This is a genomic window from Nitrosomonas eutropha (assembly GCF_900116685.1).
GTDB lineage: Bacteria > Pseudomonadota > Gammaproteobacteria > Burkholderiales > Nitrosomonadaceae > Nitrosomonas > Nitrosomonas eutropha_A.
Window position 1 is genome coordinate 265,596 of the sequence record NZ_FPBL01000002.1, and the last position, 20,489, is coordinate 286,084.

Genomic DNA, 20,489 nt, shown 5'->3' on the forward strand with positions numbered 1-20,489 from the left:
GGAAACTAATTTCCGGACAAATTTTACACATATTCATTTTGACACCGGGATAAAAAACTTCTCTTATCTATATTTTTCTCAAGCGTATCCTCACACAACTATTAATGCGCCACACCATTGAAGAAGAGGTAATCAGGCACTCGCGCCAACTGCTACACTTTGTTCCCAAGAACACCGGGATTATCTTGAATTGGGTAGAATTTGCTTAAACTGTCAATTATTCAAAAGGTTAATTATTATGACCAATACCAACCTTAATCGTCGTCGGTTCTTGCAATACACTGCATTTGGAACATTTGCCGCAGCTATACCTGAGCTTGCATTTACAGAAAGCTATAAACTCAATAAAACACCCAATAGCGCATTCAAGGCCGATGTTGAAATTGCCCTAACAGCACAAATGACTGAGGTATCAATCCTGCCGGGAGCAAATACCCGTGTTCTTAAATATACCGGAAAATTACTGAAAGGGCCTTCTGGTACGCTTAAAGAACTACCCAGCTATCTAGGGCCTATGCTCAATTTTGAACAAGGCCAGAAAGTCCGAATATTTTTTCACAATCAAATACCAGAACCCTGCGTAACGCATTGGCACGGCATGCATGTACCGCAAATTATGGATGGACATCCGATGTATGCCATCAACCAGGGTGAGCAGTATGTGTATGAGTTTGAAGTAAAAAACCCGGCTGGCACTAACTGGTACCATTCTCATACACATGAAGTAACTGCCAGACAAGTGTATCAGGGTCTCGCAGGGCTCATTACTATCACAGACGAGATTGAACGTAAACTGAATCTACCAAGTGGCGAGTACGATATTCCGCTTATCATCCAGGATCGAACTTTCACATCCAGGAATCAATTGTATTACGCACTGAACATGCATCAGCGTATGCAGGGGTTTCTTGGCGATACCATCCTGGCAAATGGCCAGCGTAACCATGTTATTCCTGTAAAAACACGTGCCTACCGTCTTCGTATCCTGAATGGATCAAACTCCAGAATCTACAAATTGGGCTGGAGTGACGGCTCTCTGCTTACCGCCATCGGTACAGATGGCGGATTATTGGAAAAACCACAAACCTTCCCCTATATCATGCTCGCCCCAGCAGAACGGGTAGAGCTCTGGGTTGATTTTAGTGACCGCAAACCTGGCTCTGAATTGGCTCTGCAAACTTTATCCTACCGGGGATTTTCCATGCGCATGGGGGGTGGAATGGATATGGAAAATAATATGATGAATCAGGGAAGCAAGAGTACCATCGTCAAATTTGCAATCACCGAACAAATAGGGGACTCCCCCAAATTACCTGATACCCTGGTTCCCATACGCCGTTTCACTGCGAAGGATGCTTCTAATCCGGATATCGTGGTGCCGATTGCCATTGGCATGCGTCGTATGACCTTCAATCTCAATGGCCGAACCTTTGACATGCTCGATTATACGAACCAGGAAAAAATACCGGTAAATACCATGCAAATAATCCGGATATCCAATGCCAATCCAGATATGGGAAGGGGTATGGGTGGCGGGATGCGCGGTGGTCGAGGAAGAGGAATGATGGGGATGATAATGGCGCAGCCACACCCGATCCATCTTCATGGCCAGCAATTCCAGATTCTGTCACGCAAACCTGGCCACGCTGATAGTGCTTACACTGCAATTAAGGATGGATTTATCAACAACGGTTGGAAAGATACCGTACTGGTAATGCCAGGAGAGGAAGTTGAAATCATCAAGCCATTTATGGACTATACCGGGCTATTTCTTTATCACTGTCATAACCTGGAACATGAAGATATGGGCATGATGCGCAATTTCTTTATCAGCTGAATCTGGATTGGTATTTGTTTATAGGTAAATTATATGCCCATACACAAATACCATCAGCTGCGAGCAATCTTCAGATCCAGGTAAAATCAGCGAGCAGAGTCAGTATCTGGTAAACGCGCCCTGATCCAGTCACGCCACTGAATGAACAAATCATAATCAAGCGCACCGATAACTGAACGGCGCCAGGGATAGCTGGCCCAGTAATCATCTTCATCCAGCGTACACCGATGGCCACCCGCCTCCTCCAGTATCAGGCAGCCGGCGGCGTAATCCCAGGGTTTTTGGCCGCCATGCAAATACAGATCAAAATACCCCGCTGCGGTATAACACCACTCCAGCGTGCAAGTACCATAGTTTCGTTGTGAAGCATAAGGAGGTTTAGCAACAATCTCCACTGCCAGCTTGCGATCCAGACGCTTGAAATCGACATTGGCGATCGCTTTGTTTAATGGAATTTTACGCCGAGAAAGAGGTAAAGCCTTGCCATTAAGAAAAGCACCCTTCCCTTGCTCGGCATAAAACATTTCATCTGTCGCCGGATTGTAGATAACGCCAAGTACACTTCTACCCCCTCGCATCAATGCTACAGAAATAGCAAAATAAGGTAAGCCATTCATGAAATTGGAAGTTCCATCAATTGGATCAATACTCCATACCCCATCCTGGCCAGCGTCCCACTGCTCCAGTTGTTGCGATTCCGGCATCTCTTCGCCAATCATCGCCACAGGAGAAATTTCATATAATCTCTCCAATAAACTCCCTTGTGCAGCCAGATCCGCCTCGGTATAAAAACTGCCATCTGCTTTATAGATACGTTCAACTTGCAGATAACGCGGAATAATCTCCTTGCGTGCAACTTCCCTTACTGCCGTGATGACGCGATCCAGCACGCTCAATCTGCTCGCCACTTGATTGAACAACCGATACTAGGAATCTGCTCTTTAGGCCCATGCCCAGTTTTTGCCACCTGAATCATTGCCTCGAACAAATCACGGCGTGCATCAGCAGGTGCTGCTTCCTTGCGGGAGGCATCCAGCCGACCACGGTACTGCAGCTCCAGTTTATTATTGAAGCCAAAAAAATCAGGAGTGCAGACTGCTCCGTATGCTTTAGCAGTTTCCTGGGTTTCATCCATTACATAGGGGAATGGATAGGCATATTCCCGGGCAACTTTACCCATGCCCTCAAATGAATCCTCCGGATAATCTGCCGGATCGTTAGACATGATGGCAATTGTACCGATGCCATACCCAGCAAGCTCTTTGACGTCCCGAACGATCCGGTCACGCACAGCTTTTACATAAGGGCAATGGTTACATATAAACATGACCAATAACCCATTCTCACCCAGCACGGATGCCAGGTTGTAACGCTTGCCGTCCACCCCGGGAAGATCAAAATCTATCGCCTTCCAGCCAAAATCACAAACCGGTGTTTCAAGACTTGCCATCCAGTCACTCCTTTTTCATTAATCAATTTCACTCTTACCTATACTATCATAAAAGCATTTTGTTACTTTTTCGCCCAAGGCATCAATTCTTTTTTATATGACAGCACGCTTTTTTCATACTCTCCCTATTCATCACGATGCCAAACAGGTGACGCTAAACAGCGATACCAGCCATCACGCAGTTCAGGTACTCCGATTAAAGCCGGGAGATCCAGTGATTCTGTTTGATGGTACGGGAGGTGAATTTTCCGGCTGCCTTATACAGGTCAAAAAATCTGCTTGTGTCGTTAAAATCAAATGCCACCTGCCAGTTGAGCGTGAATCCCCCTTAATGATTACGCTGGCACAAGCCGTCTGTACCAATGAAAAAATGGACTGGATTATCCAGAAAGCTGTTGAACAAGGCGTTATCTATATACAACCATTGATTACCAGCCGGACACTCGTCCGACTCACAGGAGAACGTGCCGAGAAACGCTGGCAACACTGGCAAAAAATCATTATTTCTGCCTGTGAACAATGTGGACGGAACAGAATTCCCCAGCTGTTACCATTTATGCCCTTATCTCACTGGTTAGAACAAAAACTGGTGCAAAAACAAGAAAATAGTAACCCATCCGGGCACGATATAATACTCTCCCCTGTCGCCCGTCTGCGCTTGGCCGAGTTGTCTCCTCCGGAATCCGGGGAGTGCATTACATTACTGACAGGCCCGGAAGGAGGATTTACTAAAGAAGAAACCGACACCATGCTTCACGCCGGATTTATACCCATTCGCCTGGGCAATCGCATTCTGCGCACTGAAAGCGCTGCATTGGCAGCCATTGCCGTCGCCCAGACGCTCTGGGGTGATTATTAATAGTGCTTCTACCTTGATCAGCCATGCAATCGGACATCGAATTTGTTACCTGGTTTCGCTCCGTTACTCCGCATATCCACACCAGTCGTGGAAAAATCTTCGTTATTGCTTTTGGTGGCGAAGTCGTTGCGAATGGAAAATTTATCGAGCTGGTGCAGGATTTTAACCTGCTTGCCAGTCTCGGCATCCGGCTCGTACTGGTGCATGGTGCACGCCCGCAAATTGAATCCAGATTGCAGGCAGATCAGCAGGAAATAAGTTACGTACAAGGTATGCGTGTTACCGATATCACTACACTGCAATATGTGAAAGAAGCGGTCGGTAAAGTCCGAGTTGAAATCGAGGCTCTGCTATCGATGGGGCTGCCTAATTCGCCTATGGCCAATGCTGCCATACGGGTAGCCAGCGGAAATTTCGTAACTGCTCGCCCGATCGGTGTTTTGGAAGGGGTGGATCTGCAATACACTGGAGAAGTACGCCGTATCAATGCCACAGCCATCCTCGATCAACTTAAACAAGGGGTTGTCGTGCTGCTCTCACCTCTGGGCTATTCACCAACGGGAGAGATTTTTAATCTGACAGTAGAAAATACTGCCGCTGAAGTCGCCATTGCCCTGAGAGCCGACAAGCTGATTTTTCTGGTAGATACGCCCGGCATCCAGCAACAGACAGAATCAGGTAATACGTTATTGCAGGAACTTACTGTCAGACAGGGTAAAGCGCTACTTGCGGCAATGGATACTGCAGCAGATCAACCAAATGAAGATATCCGTCTTTATTTGCCATGGGCATTGCATGCCTGCGAACAGGGAGTGGAGCGCGTTCACCTTATCAGCCGTCATGCTGATGGCGCTCTGTTACTTGAGTTGTTCACGCACGGTGGCGTTGGCAGCATGATCACACGTGATCCGCTGCAAATTATCCGTCAGGCTGATATCAAGGACATCGGCGCCATACTGCAGTTAATCGAACCACTGGAAAATACGGGTATTCTGGTGAGACGTGGCCGGGAATTACTGGAAATGGAAATTGAACGTTTTACAGTGATTGAACATGACAACGTGATCATTGCCTGTGCAGCGCTCTACCCTTTCCCGGATGACAAAGCATGCGAACTAGCCTGCGTTGCAGTACATCCCGCATATCGCAAAGCAGGAATTGGTCGGATACTGATTGATCACCTGGAAGAACAAGCCAGAAAACAAGGCTACCGCCATATATTTGTCCTCACTACCCGTACCGCTCACTGGTTTGTAGAGCGTGGTTTCTCGGAAACCACCCCTGACCAGCTTCCACAGTCAAAGCAGCATCTCTACAACTATCAGCGTCGCTCAAAGGTTTTCGTCAAATCAATCTAAACCTGATCGCCCACTCTGCCTATTGTTCTTTATTGCTGAGGAACACAAATCTGGAACCATGCAAAATCAGCTTTGAGGCTTATCTTCTTGAGGCTCATCTTCATCTGGTATTCGGTAGGAATCCGTAGCCCACAATCCTAAATCAAGTAATTTGCATCGCTCGGAACAAAACGGACGATACTTGCTTGATTTTTCCCAGATGACGATCTCACCACATTGGGGACAGTTTACGGTTGGAGATTTACCTGGTCGCCTTTCCATTCAATCACACCACTACTCATAAACTGCAGAAGGTCAGTTCAAAAGGAACATCTTCTTCATACACTTCTGCCTTGTGACCCGATCGCCAGGGAACAAATCGTATATTGAGCGCAAATTTATTAGCACTGATCTCCGGAATGCAGGAAATTTCATCACTGATATGCAGGCGCAAAAGATGTGCCTGATGCTCTGAACCAGCCTGCTGGAATACCCCGTTAACAGCAAGGTAACTAAATTTTGTTCCGCTGTTTCTCAGTATATTCAGTACGATATTGATCCCGCTGCGAATAGGGGCAAGAGGCGCAATCCAGTTCTTGAAATCGGCTCTACGGGCTTCCGGAGTCATATTCAGCCAGTAATGATAGGCTGGCAAATCAAATTCGCACGCCCCTCCTGGAATGTTCATGCGCTGTTTAACGCTCATCAGCCATTCATCATCCCGCAAATATCCGCCGATCCTGCCTGGTATATCAAGCAATCCACGGAAAGCAGCTCGAATATCCTGCAATATATGAATGAGTGCTTTTTCTGATACGTCCGGGTTATCTTGCAAACCTTCCAGCATGGCTCGCTGTTTATCCAGTTCCTGCAGTAGATCCGACTTAAGATCAGATCTGCTGGTAACATCAAGAATTTCAAACAATGCAACCAGAGCAGCATGGTGTTCGAAAGAGGTGTCCCTGGCCGAAAAAAAATCAATTTTGTCGAACAAATCCTCCAGTCTCAACAACATGCGGATTCGTTCATTCAGGGGTAATTCGTAACAGATCACGATAAGTAAGATGACGGAGGAATTTCAAAGCATAGCAGAAAACTGCAATTACATGCATCTTACCAGAATCGTTCAAAAGCTGTGTTTGTCAGCAAGCACAAGATATTTCTGGTGCAATACTCGTACCTGTTGCCGTAAGTACTGATTGTCAGCGTCGTTGACAATCACATCATCAGCCAGAGCAAGGCGTTCGTCTCGTGAGCACTGTGCGGCCATCACTGCACGCACTTCCTGTTCCTTCAGTTTGCTGCGCTGCATGGTACGGGAAATTTGCAGAGATTCTGGACAATCAACTACCAGCACACGATTAATCAGTTCGGGATAATCTTCAGTCTCCAGTAACAAGGGCACAACCAGAATGCCGTAACTGGATTGAATCAACGGGAGACGTCGCCTGCTTTCCTGATAAATCAGCGGGTGAAGTATGGCTTCGAGCTTATGCCGCGCCACTTCATCAAAGAATACGAGCTCGCGCATGGTCACTCGATTCAATGAACCATCTTCCAGTATAAAATGATCACCAAACGCGATACGAATTGCCTGAATCGCACTACCACCTGGTCGGATCAGTTCATGCGCCAGGTGATCAGTATCAATAATTCCAATGCCCAGCTCCTGGAACAGATCAGCTACACTGGTCTTGCCACTGCCAATTCCACCCGTTAGCCCGATAATGAATCCCATGCGTCAAAACATGGTCAGGTACGCCTGATTGATCTGATTACCCCAGAACAAGGCAATCAATCCCCCTCCTGCCAGATAAGGACCAAAGGGAAGTGTCGTACCTTTTGAACGATTAGCGGCCAGGATCAGGATAGTGCCAATAACAGCCCCCGCCACAGAAGAAAACAAAATTACCAGTGGCAACAATTGCCAGCCCAACCAGGCACCGATTGCAGCCAGCAACTTGAAATCACCATACCCCATACCTTCCTTACCGGTAATCAATTTGAACAACCAGTACACGCTCCAGAGTGTCAGGTAGCCTGCAACCACACCGATAACAGCTGAATGGATATCCACAAAACCATTATGCAGATTCACGATCAGGCCCGCCCATAACAGCGGCTGTGTAATGCTGTCTGGCAAAAGTTGAGTATTCAGATCAATAAATGTCAAGACAATCATTGCCCAAACAAAAATCAGCGCAGCAAGCAAAATCCCACTAAAACCAAAATGCCACGCAGCAAAACCACTTAGAATGGCTGTCAGAGCCTCAACCAGGGGATAATCAAATGGAATACGAGCCTGGCAACTTGAACAGTGTCCACGCAAAAGAAGGTAGCTGATAATCGGAATATTTTCGAGAGCGGAAATTTTATGACCACACTGTGAACAACCGGAACCTGGTATAGCCAGGTTATACGTCGGCAACACTTTTACCTGTTCTCCGCGCAACTCCGCACATTGTTGCATCCATTCACGTTTTAACATCACGGGCAACCTGTAAATTACTACATTCAGGAAACTCCCCAGAACCAGGCCAATAAGCGAGACAAATGAAATAAAAAAAGCTGGTGAAGCTTGCAGGGTATTAAAAATATTCATGCACTACCTGTCCTGATTCGGTTGCGAAAATAACACTATCCAGTTATCCGACCACCTGCCCCATTTTAAAGATAGGCAGATACATGGCAACCACCATGCCGCCAATGAGCGTCCCTAGCACCACCATGATGAGCGGTTCCATCAGACTGGAAAGCGCCTCCACTGCATCATCCACTTCTGCCTCAAAGAAATCTGCAATTTTGCTGAGCATCGCATCAAGCGAGCCTGATTCCTCGCCGATGGAAACCATCTGCAGCACCATTGGAGGAAAAACACTGGTTGCCATCATCGCATCCACCAGACTACTGCCGATACTGACTTCGTTCTGGATATTTTTTGTTGCCTCGTAATACACCTGGTTTCCAGCTGCACCAGCAACAGAATTAAGTGCCTCAACCAAAGGAACACCAGCAGCAAACATAGTTGAAAGTGTCCGTGACCAACGAGCGATCGTAGCTTTACGGATCACTTCCCCAAAAATTGGTAACCGTAGAGCTAATCGATCCATGACATGCTGCATCGCGGCAGAACGCTTCCAAGTATAAAAAAATACATAAAGCCCCCCACCGATGCCTCCAAAAATCGCCCACCAGTACGCTACAAAAAAGTCAGAAATAGTCATGACCATCAAGGTTGGGGCGGGCAGATCAGCACCAAATCCCTGGAACAGCTCCTTGAAAGCCGGGATTACGAATATCATGATTACTGCGGTAATAATGAAAGCAACCATAATGATTGAAACAGGATAAAACAATGCCGATTTTATTTTCCCCTTGATCGCCTGAATCTTTTCCTTATAGGTAGCCAATCTGTCAAGTAGGTTATCCAGAATACCAGCAGCTTCCCCCGCTGCCACCAGGTTACAAAATAGGGAGTCAAAATAAAGTGGATGTTTTTTGAATGCATTGGCCAGACTGCTGCCTGTTTCCACTTCTGATTTGATATCCATCAGTAGTTTCCCGACTGCACGATTACTGTGTCCCTTGCCTACAATATCAAAGGCTTGCAGCAAAGGCACTCCCGATTTCATCATCGTCGCAAGTTGGCGTGTAAACAGCGTAATATCCTTATCGGTAATTTTTCCACCCGCCCTGGCTTTGGTAATTTTTGTTACTCTGACACCTTGTTTACGCAGTGTAGAGGTCACTACAACAGTACCAGCCGCACGCATTTCGCCTTTAATCGCCCTTCCGGTTTTATCTTTTCCTTCCCACAAAAAATTGAATTCTTTGACTTTCTTTTCTGATGTCGCAATAGTTACCATGCCAATTTCCTTTTATCTTACCGATCTGGATCATAGTTACTACGGCAGAAAGTTCAGAATTATTTAACTGGTATTTTTTCTATCTCTGCCAGGCAAGATCCTACAGTCGGGTAGCGTAACTGGACTTGCAATTCGCGTTTGATACGATCATTGGTTAAACGCCTTGATTCCAGCATGAAAGATAACAGGCTTGGAGAGAGCGTCTCTCTGGCTTCCTGACGGGTAATTTTTCTTGTGTCGGGCAAATCAAAATGATTCGCTACCAGATCAAAATATTCTCCCATTTTCAGACAGGAATCATCACTGGCATGATAGATTCTGCTTGGTTTACCAAAACGCAGGGCAGCCACAATAATGCGTGCCAGATCATCAGCATGGATATGATTCGTATAACTATCCTCGGCTGGCAACAAAGCGGGGGTACCCTGGCGCAAACGTTCAAGCGGAAGTCGGTTGTGCGCATAAATCCCCGGTACGCGCAAAATAGATACTCGCACCCCATTACGCCTCCCCCAATTTCTGATTTGTTGTTCAGCATCTAGCCGCCGATAGGCGCGATCATTTCTCGGATTTGCCGGGTAACTTTCATTAACCCGGTTACCACTGCAATCCCCATAAACCCCGCTGGTACTGATATAGATCAGCTGTTGTGGTAGTATTCTTTTTTTTGTGTTTGATTGCCGCCGGGAAAGTGCAGACAACAAGTGTAATGTACGTGTATCACGCTTGCCATGACCTGGAGGCGGGGCAAGATGCAAGACTGAATGAGCAGCAACTCCCGCCATTCTTTCAAGGCTTGCAGGCTGATCCAGATCACCCGCTATTGGCGTGATACCCAATGTGCGTAAATGATCGAAATTTTCAATTTTGCGACATAAACCAAACAGTCGATAGCACTGTCCGAGCAGATTGGCCGCTCTTGAAGCAATATCACCGCATCCCACAATTAGCAACTTATTTTTCATAACCAATATTTGTTAGCTATATCTCCCCAATGGAGTCTTACCGTATTACTTTCAGGCCAAGTGGCCGTATCATCACGACCGAACCAACCGAGACGATCCTTGAAGCAGCTTTGCGTTATGGGCTGTCTTTACCTTACGGCTGCCGTAACGGATCATGCGGCACCTGCAAGGGGAAAATTATACAAGGGATTGTTGATTATGGCGCTTATAGCGAAGAAGCGTTGACAGAACAGGAAAAAGAACAGCAGTTGGCACTTTTTTGTTGCGCCAAGCCCCTTTCTGATCTGGAAATTGAGTGCCAGGAAATAGAAGCAGTCAAGGATATCAGGATTCGTACCATGCCCTGCCGGGTACATAAGCTGGAACATGTAGCATCCGACGTCATGATTATTTATCTGAAATTGCCTGCAAATGAACGGTTGCAATTTTTGCCGGGGCAGTACATCGACATCCTAATGAAGGATGGTCAGCGTCGTAGCTTCTCCCTGGCTAACGCCCCTGGGAATGATGAATTTCTACAGTTACATACACGCAATTATACCGGTGGAGTATTTTCTGAATATGTCTTTTCTCACATGAAGGAAAAAGATATTCTTCGGTTTGAAGGGCCTTTGGGGTCATTCTTTCTTCATGACACCCCCAAAAATGATACTCCCATTATCTTTCTAGCAGGAGGCACCGGCTTTGCCCCTGTTAAAAGCATGCTGGAACATCTCTTTTATACGGAGAACACCCGCTTCAAACACAACAAAATAAAACTATACTGGGGAGCTCGCACCGGGGACGGTCTCTACCTGAATGATCTGGCAAGAAAATGGGAAGAAGAAAACGGAAACTTCAATTATATCCCGGTATTATCCGAACCACTTTTAACTGATAACTGGCAAGGAAAAACCGGCTTGGTGCATCAGGCCGTTATGGAAGATATGAATACATTGTCGGATTGCCAGGTTTATGCCTGTGGCGCTCCTGCCATGGTAAAGGCTGCCTTTGACAGCTTTACCAGTCAGCGAAATTTACAAGAAGGGAATTTTTTCTCTGATGCCTTCATCCCCTCAAAACCGGCAGAAACTTGACACGAATCAAGCCGAGCTAATCTGCTTGAGCGCAAAATCTAGCCCCTTGCGATAATGTTCGCTTGCTGCCTCTTGCTTGCCCAGCTTCTCAAATAACTGAGCCAATGCAAGATGTGCCGGATATCCTGGCTCAATTGATAAACTTGCTTCAAGGTAGTTTTGCGCTTTACCCCATAACTCCCCGTAAGTACAAAGCCGCCCCAGCGCCAGCAATAAATCAGCATTGTTCGGATACTTCACGAGCCAGCTTTCTGCTCGTTGTATTTGCCAGCTGACTATACCACTTTGGCAATCTGCATATAATGCAACTAGCTCTGGATACAGCCCGGCATCCAGGCCATTTTCAATAATTTTTTGTGCAGCAACATTATCTCCCTGAGCCATTAACGCGCGAGCAGCCGCTACTGCAATCCTGCCATCAGTTTTTTCCTGCCATGGCAGGGTTCCCCAGTATTTCTTCAGTAAAACAATATCTTTTGTATTTTTTTTGATATTTTCCAAGTGTGCCCGGTGCCGCAATTCATCCACATGTGCTCTATCAACAGATGAGCGATTTGACAACACTTCAGTTAATTCCAGTACAGAATCCCAGTTTCCAGCCATCTGTTGAGCTTTTAGCTCCAGTAAAAGTACCGCAGTACTTTGCAAACCACCGAATGAATAAATTGATTGTAAAGCTGTCAACGCATCATGATAACGCCCTTCATCCAGAAACAATTCTGCTTCGGTAATCAACGTCAGCACTCTGCCCGCAGGAGCCTGCTCCCTGGCAGCAGCCAGTAAATGATCACGTCGTAAATAATTCCTCTGCTGATGAGCCGATCGAGCTGCAACAACAGCATTCAAGACCTTGGTCGTTTGTGTATCAGCGAGCTTGAAGGCCCTTTCCGAAAGTTCCATTGCCTGGTCGTAACGCGCTTCAAAAAATGCCTTCACACCAGACCATGTCAGCTGCTCGGCTTTTTTTGCTCGTAACCGCCTGTTTATACCGGACAATCCGGACAGTATCCGCAGGAGCATATAAAATACGGTAAAAACTGACAGCACCATTATGATAAACGTGTTGAACGCAAGCTCAATCTTGTAAGGTGGCACGGTAAATAAAACCGAACCCGTGTTGTAGTACGCAGCCAATACGATAGCTGTCGCTGATGCGAATAATGCCAGTACCCATAACACCAGTTTCATTCACCCTCTCCTTTCAGCATGAGTTGATCGTGGTACACAATTCCCAAAATTTCTCCCAGATTCGGCAACTGTGATCCGATGTTAATACTGGCCAACCTCTCCAGCTCCTCCAGAACATCTCTGACTGACTGAGCCTCTGTATTAAAATACTGCTGCGTCCAATCCGTTGCAGTTTTCACAGCAGCGCGAAAATTATCTTCATCCCGAATTAATAAGGCAAGACGTGCCTGCATCAATTGCAGATTGATATTTTCTTTTAGAAGATGAATCTGAGAAGGCGATAATAATGACGTTCCCGAATCATTTATTTTTTCAATTTTGATCAACCGGCTGAGATCTTTTTCGATTTCAAGCAGATAACGATGCCATAAACGTGGCTCAGCTGTATCTTGTTTCTCCAGTAAATCAATCTCTATCAGATTGACATCCATCATCAGAGGAAGATTATCAATCTGTGCGGCAAGCTCCGTAATATCCCGATTAATCCTCTGGATATCCACAGTAGCCAGTACTTCAAGCCGTTCAATATTCCCTGCCAACATCTCATTTAATTTTGATGAACCAGGGACTTCATCGGCAGATTGCAGCAGTTCTTGCGCATATTCCAGTGAGTCAAGTGCAGAACGCACATCACCCGTCATCCGCAGATAACGATCAGCCGAAACAATAAGACGTTCGATCGCACCCAGCATCCAGACACCCGTATGATTACTGTCATCGTCAGACAGTTTGCCAACTTCAACAGACACAGGAGATTCACGGGTAGCCTGCAATCTTTCTTCCAGATGATTTAAGCGCTGCTCGATTTCTGCTTTTTCAAGCTCAAGCTCGGCAAGCATTGTGCGTGAACGACTGCTAAAGATATCGGCATCAGCCAAATATGTTGCCAGGGAGTGCTCCACTGTGGAGATATACCCTTGTTTTCCAGCCCATTTCCACAGCATGGCAGCCACTGCAATCAACAGGATCATCAGTATGAAAACAGCCAAACGGCGAGCTGATCCGGGAGTCGAAATCTGCGTGTACTTATTCATATGATCGGATGCTATCAATGTGACTGTATTTTTTCGAAGTACTCCAGCAAACCTTGCACAGTCCCTTCATCTCCGAGAGGAGTACGGTATATTTTTCTGATATCCAACTCCCTTGCCTTGCACTCAATCCGGTCATGTGCCGTAAACACGGTGGTAGCTCTGAGCAATTGTTGGCCTGTTTTACCGATCATGTCAAATAAATTATCCAGACCTTCACTACTGCTGATGACTACTGCCTGGATCCCATTATCACGCCAGTATTTCAGCAACGGTAAGGGATCTACCTCCGGCCGGTGGCGACGATAGCATTCAACATAGTCAACACTGGCACCACGATCACGTAGCGTATCCCCAAGCAGTTTCCGCCCACCATTACCGCGAAAAATTATGATGCGCTTGCCCTGCATAATCTGTAGTTGTGGCACGCGCAACAAGGCTTCGCTATCAGAACCATCTTCTGGAACAATAACGATGGGAATACCATGATGTTCAAGCGCCCGGGCAGTCCCCTTGCCCACGGTTGCAACACGCACATGCTCAGGCCAGCGGCGCTCTGCATGAACCAGTGGCATAACTCTTTCCACCGCATTCGGGCTGACAAAAACAGCCAGATCAAAATCATCAAGCCGCGCAATCATATCCAGTAACGGTTGCTTGTTTTCGCTATCAGAAATTTCCAGCACGGGAAACAACCATGGCTCTCCGCCCAATTCCTTGATTCGTGCAGCCAGATTACCCGCCTGATGCACAGGGCGAGTAATCAGAATACTTTTACCGGTTAACCGATCAAGAACCAATATCCGCCCCGATCACATCTCAGGCCAGTGCGGCAAGAATCTCTTCCGCACCGTGCATTTTCAGGTTTTGCGCCAATTGCTCACCCACCCGTTCTCCTGATTCCGGCTTGCCACATAATTTATCTGCGATTATTTTTGATCCGTCAGGGGTGGCCACAAAACCACGCAGCGTCAACACCCCTTCAAAAATTTCAGCAAAGCCACCCAACGGCACTTGGCAGCTGCCTCCCAACACACGGCTCATGGCACGTTCTGCCTCCACACAATAAGCAGTTGTGGCGTGGTGTAGTGGCTTCATCCACTCCACCATATCAGGATCATTATCGCGACACTCGATACCCAACGCACCCTGCCCAACTGCCGGAAGACTCAGCTCGGGTGGCAACAGCATACTGATGCGATATCCCAGCTCCAGCCGTTTCAGTCCGGCTGCAGCCAGAATGATTGCACTGTACTCCCCCTCATCCAGTTTCCGCAGTCGCGTTTGCACGTTACCACGCAACGGGCGCACTTGCAGATGCGGGAAATGTGCCCGTAACTGGGATTCTCGCCGCAAACTGGAAGTCCCTACCACGCTTCCGGCGGGCAATTCTTCCAGGCTGGTAAAATCATTGGAAACAAATGCATCACGCGGATCTTCACGCTCCGTGATGGCGGCCAGCCTGAATCCAGGTGGAACAATCATCGGCACATCCTTCATGGAATGCACCGCGATATCCGCACGGCCGTCTTCCAGAGCCAGTTCAAGCTCCTTGATAAAAAGCCCCTTGCCACCGATTTTTGACAGGGAAACATCCAAAATCTGATCCCCCCTGGTCGTCATGCCAAGTATGGTGACATCAGTTTGCGGGTATAATTCAAGCAGACGACTTCGAATGAAATTTGCCTGCCATAAAGCGAGCTGGCTCTCGCGTGACGCAATAACAATTTTTTCAGGACTAGACATAATAAGAATCTGATTTTGAAGCAATGCCGCCATTCTAGCACGGGCGACCCCGGTACGGATGATGGCAAATAACTGCATTTTATCCCGGCGACACCCGAGCTCATGATTACAGGAGACACACAACAATGAGTCTGAATACCCTAGCAAATATTGTTCCTGAAAAAGACACATCCCTCGAAAAAGACCATCCGCTACGGGAAGATATTCGTTTGCTGGGGCGCATGCTGGGTGACACGATACGAGAGCTGGAAGGAGAGCCAATGTTTGATCTGGTCGAAACCATTCGTCAGACCGCTGTGCGCTTTCGCCGCGAACAGGATGAAGAGGCAGGAAAAGAGCTAGATACCATACTCAATCATCTCAGCCACAAGGAAACTACAGCTGTTGTCCGGGCATTCAGCTATTTTTCGCTACTTTCGAACATCGCTGAAGATCTGCATCATAACCGCCGTCGCCGCGCTCATCTGCGCGCAGGCTCCCCGCCCCAAGACGGCAGTGTTACGTTAGCTCTGGAACGTGTGGCAGCAAAAGGAATCAATACACAACAACTGGAAAATTTCTTTGCCGGGGCGCTCATCTCTCCGGTATTAACAGCTCACCCTACTGAAGTACAGCGGCGCAGTATTCTGGATTATCAGCTGAAGATACAACGTCTGCTCAAGGAGCGGGATCGCACTCAACTCACTCCCAATGAACTGCGCCACAATGAGGAAGATTTGCGCTCCGCTATCCAGACACTGTGGCAAACCCGGGTGCTGCGCTCAGTCAGGCTGACAGTACAAGACGAAATCGAAAACGGCCTGATCTATTACCACTACACCTTTCTCAGGCAGATTCCTTATATCTATGCCAAGATTGAAGATATCCTGGAACGTCACATGGACAAGGCGGCGCCACGTATTGCCTCATTTTTACGGATTGGCAGCTGGATTGGGGGGGATCGGGATGGAAATCCCTTTGTCACCCATCAGATTATGCTGCATGCCGCCGAACGACATTCGGCATTGATACTTGATTATTATATCGAGGAAGTAGAAAAAATCGGTCAGGCTATGAGTCTGACTGAACGTCTGATCAAAGTAACCAGCGAACTGGAAGGGCTGGCTTCGACTGCACCCGGCTTGCCGGCCAGCAGGATTGACGAACCCTACCGGCGCGTTTTTCTCGGTATGCATGCGCGCTTAATCGCAACCAGCAGGTACTTAAGCCCCCACGTTGGCCGGCAATACCAGGAAAATACGGCAGAACCGTATGCTGACAGCGCCGAGTTCGTACATGATCTTGATATCGTTATTCGTTCCCTGAAACAACACCAATCAAACAAGCTGGCTCAAGGCGCCATACGCGATCTGCGCCGTGCGGTAGATGTATTCGGATTTCACCTCGCATCGCTGGATATGCGTCAACATAGCAAGATCCACGAGCAGGTTGTGTCCGAATTATATGAAAAAAACGTTCAGGATAACCGGAACTATCCTGATTTGCCTCGATCGGAACGCGCTGAATGGCTTCTGGCCGAACTCAAGCGTTCACATCCGCTGGTCTCATCCTTGTCTGATTATTCTGATATTACACAGGGCGAGTTGCGAATCTTGAGAATGGCCGCTGAAATCCAGCGTCGCTTTGGCCATATCGCACTGCCTAACTATATTATCTCCATGGCAACCGGGGTCATCCACATACTGGAAGCGGCGCTGCTGCTGAAAGAAGCCGGACTGGTACAGTTTGGCGAAGCTGCGCGATCGACTGTAAACATCATCCCGTTGTTTGAAACAATCGATGATCTGCGCGGTTGTGCCAATGTCATGGAAGAACTGTTTTCTCTGCCCGAATATCGCAAAATGTTGCAGTCCAGGAGTAACTTGCAAGAAGTTATGCTGGGTTACTCGGACAGCAACAAGGATGGCGGATTTGTTACCTCCAACTGGGAAATACACAAAGCTGAAGTCGAACTCACCAAGGTATTTAACCGTCACGGAGTACGACTGCGCCTGTTTCACGGGCGCGGTGGTACGGTGGGACGCGGCGGCGGCCCCAGCTATCAGGGAATACTTGCACAGCCTCCTGGCAGCGTTAATGGCCAGATCAGATTGACCGAGCAGGGAGAAGTCATTGCCAGCAAATATACAGATCCTGAAATCGGGCGGCGTAATCTTGAAACGCTAGTGGCTGCCACCATTGAATCTACCTTGCTTGATCGTGGTGCTATCCACTGCCATACACCACAGTACTATCAGATTATGGAAGAGCTGTCTGCCAGCGCGTGTGCAGCCTATCGCGATCTGGTCTATAAAACACCTAATTTCACACAGTTTTTTCAGGAATCCACACCCATCCGTGAAATTGCCGGCCTGCATATTGGCAGTCGCCCGACTTCGCGTAAACCCTCCAATAAAATAGAGGATCTGCGCACCATCCCCTGGGTTTTCAGCTGGAGCCTGAACCGCACTATGATCCCTGGCTGGTATGGATTCGGCACCGCTGTCGAGAATTTTGTACAACAGGCCGGAAATACGCAGGAGGTATTGACACAGATGCAGGAAATGTACCGCACCTGGCCATTCTTTCAAACCTTGCTTTCCAATATGGATATGGTGCTGGCCAAGAGTGATCTGGGCATTGCCTCACGCTACGCAGAGCTGGTTACTGATTCTGAATTACGTCAGTATGTCTTCACTGCCATCCGGACAGAATGGGAACTTTGTGTGAAATGGCTGTTTGCCATCACCGGGCATACCGAACTTCTACAGGACAATCCCACACTGGCGCGCAGCATCCGGATCCGCACACCCTATATTGATCCGATGAATCATCTTCAAGTAGAACTCCTTCGCCGCTATCGCTCAGGGGATGATGATGATGCGATCCGGCGCGCAATACATCTGACCATCAACGGCGTGGCCACCGGGCTAAGAAACAGCGGCTAGTATTTTGTAACACCCTATTTCAATAAGGCTATTGTGAATTAAAGTGCTGTGTCTTACAGTAATAACAACTACGATCCGGGAAAGGATGCTGGCGAGCAGTCATTTTCAGATTGTATGCAATCGTATGCTCGGCACCCCTATATTTAACAGAAAAAAATTGAAGACTACGATTAAAGGTTTATCTCTGATCTCGGCTTATCTCCGAATCTAACTTTTGGTGCTGGAAAAATTATGAAAACAGAGAGCCCTCAACTGGAAAATACCATGTCTATCGCAGAAAGGGCTCGCTCTTTCATAAATCACCTTGCTCAACTTAAGCCCACCAGACTGGTAATCTTTACCGTAGTTTTTCTATCTTGCCTGTTACTTTCTCTCGGCGTTGTTTTTTTGCAACCGGCAATTTACCAGAGTTACGCCACTTTGCTGACAGTCGCCAAAACAGCGATTGATCAAGCAAGCAGGGAAGCAGATATTCAGCATGTCACCATTCAAAAGCAGGTTCTCCTTGGCCCAGAGCTATTAACTGAAACAGCAAGCCGTCTGCGCAAAGGAAGTGACACCGAAGCAGGCGTTGATCTGACACCCGCAACCATTCGCGACATGCTGGATGTTCGGCCAATAACCGATACTAATCTGGTCGAAATGGTTGCCGAAGGAGATGATCCTGCCCTGCTCCCACACCTGATCAATACCTGGATCGATGTCTATCTGGATGCACGGGCGGAAGAAGTTGCCCGATCCAAAGGCTCAACAATACAAATGATGCAGGAAGAACTGGCCGCACTAACTGCAAAAATTGAACAAAAAAGACTTGAGCTTGAGCAGTTTAGAAAACATAACGAAATTATTACAACCGAACGGCAGGATAATGAAGCACTGGCACGTCTCAAGGGTCTGACCGACTCGTTGAACAAAGCCAGTGAGGAAGAAGTCAAGGCAAAAGCACGACTCGACACTATCAGAAAGTCGATTGAACGAGGGCAGGTTGTTGTACCCACTGAAGATACCCGCACACTGAGCGCACTCGAAAAACGTGCCCAGGAATTAAGGGAGCAGCTGGAAGAGCTTGATCGGCAATATACCCGTGAGTATATGGCCTTAACTCCTTCCCTCAAGGTCATCCCGGACAAGTTGCGGGCACTGGATGATGAAATTCAGCAGATCCGCCATAAAGGGCAATCTGTAGTCATCAGTGAAGCTGAACAGAACTATGCCGCTGCTCTACAAGCTACTCACTCGATACAAGAGCAACTGGACCAGCATAGACAAAAAGCAGCCGAGTTTACTGCCCGCTTCACCGAACATGATGCATTAAAATCTGATCTGGAAGAGCTGGAGCAACTCTATCGGGACACACAATCAAGACTGGCTCAGGTTGAAGCACAGCACACCGGGAGATATCCCTATGTTGATGTTATCGAACGAGCTTTTTTACCTCATCATCCAATCAGGCCGGACTATTTATGGAATGCCATGATTGTGACACTGGCATCCTTGCTGCTGGGCCTAGTTGCCATCTGGATTTTTGAATTCCTGATGCATAAAGAACAGGAGAAACTGGCCATTCACCTGTCCGACATTCATCTTCACAATCAGAGTAATTTACCTCACAGCGCTCTTAGCATACCGCCATCAGCGCCTGCAAATCTGCTTCGAGAACCTGTACAGGCACTGGAGCACATCAAAATAGATGAATATACGCCCCGGCAAATTGATGAACTGTTCCACGCGGCAAACGCCAAGGAAAAACAGCTACTTATCTTTCTGCTAAGTGGCCTGACACCTGATGAAATCGCAAACCTGCAAAATGATGATGTTGATCTAGAAAACAACTTACTCACGATTAAAAATATATTCACCAGAACAATCCCTCTACACCCTGCTCTGGCTGCACTCTACAGTAAATATGGCTATTGCTTGACTGATCCCGCCGGGAATCGGTTGAATCGGGAAGACTTGGAAGCGTTGCTGACCTGCCTGCAAATTGATGCCGATCTGCTGATAACCAGCCGGATTTCTGCTGAAACACTACGGCAGACCTATATTCTCTATTTGATCAGACAAGGAATGCGGCTGGCCGATCTCGAGCCAGTTGTAGGTTATACCTCACCGACAGAACTGTCAGAATACGGCGCTTATGCCCCACCGGGAACCAGGCACCCGATCGAAGCAATAAACTTGTTTTATCCTGTTGAACAAAAATAGGA

General features: G+C 47.4%; 18 protein-coding genes. 6 read left to right on the forward strand and 12 right to left on the reverse strand.

Annotation, left to right across the window (positions count from 1 at the left end):
* Window positions 1-238 precede the first annotated feature (238 nt).
* A complete protein-coding gene (locus tag BM331_RS03840) occupies window positions 239-1,837 on the forward strand; it encodes a multicopper oxidase family protein (protein WP_083414672.1) in 1,599 nt (532 codons plus the stop codon).
* A gap of 86 nt (window positions 1,838-1,923) precedes the next feature.
* Here the strand turns inward: BM331_RS03840 and BM331_RS03845 are convergent, their stop codons facing one another.
* Window positions 1,924-2,727: an inositol monophosphatase family protein gene (locus BM331_RS03845; RefSeq protein ID WP_074927222.1), complete on the reverse strand. Its 804-nt coding sequence runs from the start codon at window positions 2,725-2,727 to the stop codon at window positions 1,924-1,926.
* A 2-nt stretch (window positions 2,728-2,729) separates the two neighbouring features.
* Window positions 2,730-3,287 carry a thioredoxin family protein gene (locus BM331_RS03850; protein ID WP_074927224.1) on the reverse strand — a complete coding sequence of 186 codons (558 nt, stop codon included), beginning with the start codon at window positions 3,285-3,287 and terminating at the stop codon, window positions 2,730-2,732.
* A gap of 97 nt (window positions 3,288-3,384) precedes the next feature.
* On the opposite strand from BM331_RS03850, the gene BM331_RS03855 reads away from it, so the two are divergent.
* Both BM331_RS03855 and argA read left to right on the forward strand, forming a co-directional pair.
* A complete protein-coding gene (locus tag BM331_RS03855) occupies window positions 3,385-4,146 on the forward strand; it encodes a 16S rRNA (uracil(1498)-N(3))-methyltransferase (protein WP_074927226.1) in 762 nt (253 codons plus the stop codon).
* A gap of 23 nt (window positions 4,147-4,169) precedes the next feature.
* Complete coding sequence (gene argA, locus BM331_RS03860; RefSeq protein WP_074927228.1) at window positions 4,170-5,504, forward strand: amino-acid N-acetyltransferase; 1,335 nt, start codon at window positions 4,170-4,172, stop codon at window positions 5,502-5,504.
* A 66-nt stretch (window positions 5,505-5,570) separates the two neighbouring features.
* Here argA and BM331_RS03865 read toward each other — a convergent pair whose 3' ends face one another.
* From BM331_RS03865 to BM331_RS03890, 6 genes are all read right to left on the reverse strand, one after another.
* Entirely contained in the window at window positions 5,571-5,765 is a 195-nt protein-coding gene (locus BM331_RS03865) for a DNA gyrase inhibitor YacG (protein ID WP_074927230.1), read from the reverse strand.
* A 16-nt stretch (window positions 5,766-5,781) separates the two neighbouring features.
* Window positions 5,782-6,537, reverse strand: a complete 756-nt coding sequence (zapD, locus tag BM331_RS03870) for a cell division protein ZapD (protein WP_074927232.1) — start codon at window positions 6,535-6,537, stop codon at window positions 5,782-5,784.
* A 72-nt stretch (window positions 6,538-6,609) separates the two neighbouring features.
* Entirely contained in the window at window positions 6,610-7,221 is a 612-nt protein-coding gene (gene coaE, locus BM331_RS03875) for a dephospho-CoA kinase (protein ID WP_074927234.1), read from the reverse strand.
* Window positions 7,222-7,224: 3 nt separating this feature from the next.
* Window positions 7,225-8,085, reverse strand: a complete 861-nt coding sequence (locus BM331_RS03880) for a prepilin peptidase (protein WP_074927236.1) — start codon at window positions 8,083-8,085, stop codon at window positions 7,225-7,227.
* Window positions 8,086-8,128: 43 nt separating this feature from the next.
* Window positions 8,129-9,349, reverse strand: coding sequence for a type II secretion system F family protein (locus BM331_RS03885; protein WP_074927238.1), 1,221 nt, complete (start codon window positions 9,347-9,349; stop codon window positions 8,129-8,131).
* 59 nt (window positions 9,350-9,408) lie between these two features.
* The gene (locus BM331_RS03890; protein WP_074927240.1) at window positions 9,409-10,314 is read right to left on the reverse strand and encodes an SDR family oxidoreductase; all 906 of its coding nucleotides are present in this window, start codon (window positions 10,312-10,314) and stop codon (window positions 9,409-9,411) included.
* Window positions 10,315-10,343: 29 nt separating this feature from the next.
* Between BM331_RS03890 and BM331_RS03895 the strand changes: the two genes are divergently transcribed.
* Entirely contained in the window at window positions 10,344-11,390 is a 1,047-nt protein-coding gene (locus BM331_RS03895) for a CDP-6-deoxy-delta-3,4-glucoseen reductase (RefSeq protein WP_074927241.1), read from the forward strand.
* A gap of 6 nt (window positions 11,391-11,396) precedes the next feature.
* Here the strand turns inward: BM331_RS03895 and BM331_RS03900 are convergent, their stop codons facing one another.
* The 4 genes from BM331_RS03900 to hemC are packed head-to-tail and all read right to left on the reverse strand — an operon-like array spanning window position 11,397 to window position 15,355.
* Window positions 11,397-12,578: a heme biosynthesis protein HemY gene (locus BM331_RS03900; protein WP_074927243.1), complete on the reverse strand. Its 1,182-nt coding sequence runs from the start codon at window positions 12,576-12,578 to the stop codon at window positions 11,397-11,399.
* Window positions 12,575-13,612: a uroporphyrinogen-III C-methyltransferase gene (locus BM331_RS03905; protein ID WP_074927472.1), complete on the reverse strand. Its 1,038-nt coding sequence runs from the start codon at window positions 13,610-13,612 to the stop codon at window positions 12,575-12,577. The genes BM331_RS03900 and BM331_RS03905 overlap by 4 nt, the downstream gene beginning before the upstream one ends.
* 14 nt (window positions 13,613-13,626) lie before the next feature.
* Entirely contained in the window at window positions 13,627-14,409 is a 783-nt protein-coding gene (locus tag BM331_RS03910) for a uroporphyrinogen-III synthase (RefSeq protein WP_074927244.1), read from the reverse strand.
* Window positions 14,410-14,428: 19 nt separating this feature from the next.
* On the reverse strand, window positions 14,429-15,355 hold the full coding sequence (gene hemC, locus BM331_RS03915; RefSeq protein WP_074927474.1) for a hydroxymethylbilane synthase: 927 nt from the start codon (window positions 15,353-15,355) through the stop codon (window positions 14,429-14,431).
* A 125-nt stretch (window positions 15,356-15,480) separates the two neighbouring features.
* Between hemC and ppc the strand changes: the two genes are divergently transcribed.
* Both ppc and BM331_RS03925 read left to right on the forward strand, forming a co-directional pair.
* Window positions 15,481-18,282 carry a phosphoenolpyruvate carboxylase gene (ppc, locus tag BM331_RS03920; RefSeq protein ID WP_074927246.1) on the forward strand — a complete coding sequence of 934 codons (2,802 nt, stop codon included), beginning with the start codon at window positions 15,481-15,483 and terminating at the stop codon, window positions 18,280-18,282.
* Window positions 18,283-18,513: 231 nt separating this feature from the next.
* Window positions 18,514-20,487: a GumC family protein gene (locus BM331_RS03925; RefSeq protein WP_074927247.1), complete on the forward strand. Its 1,974-nt coding sequence runs from the start codon at window positions 18,514-18,516 to the stop codon at window positions 20,485-20,487.
* The last annotated feature ends 2 nt before the right edge of the window (window positions 20,488-20,489 follow it).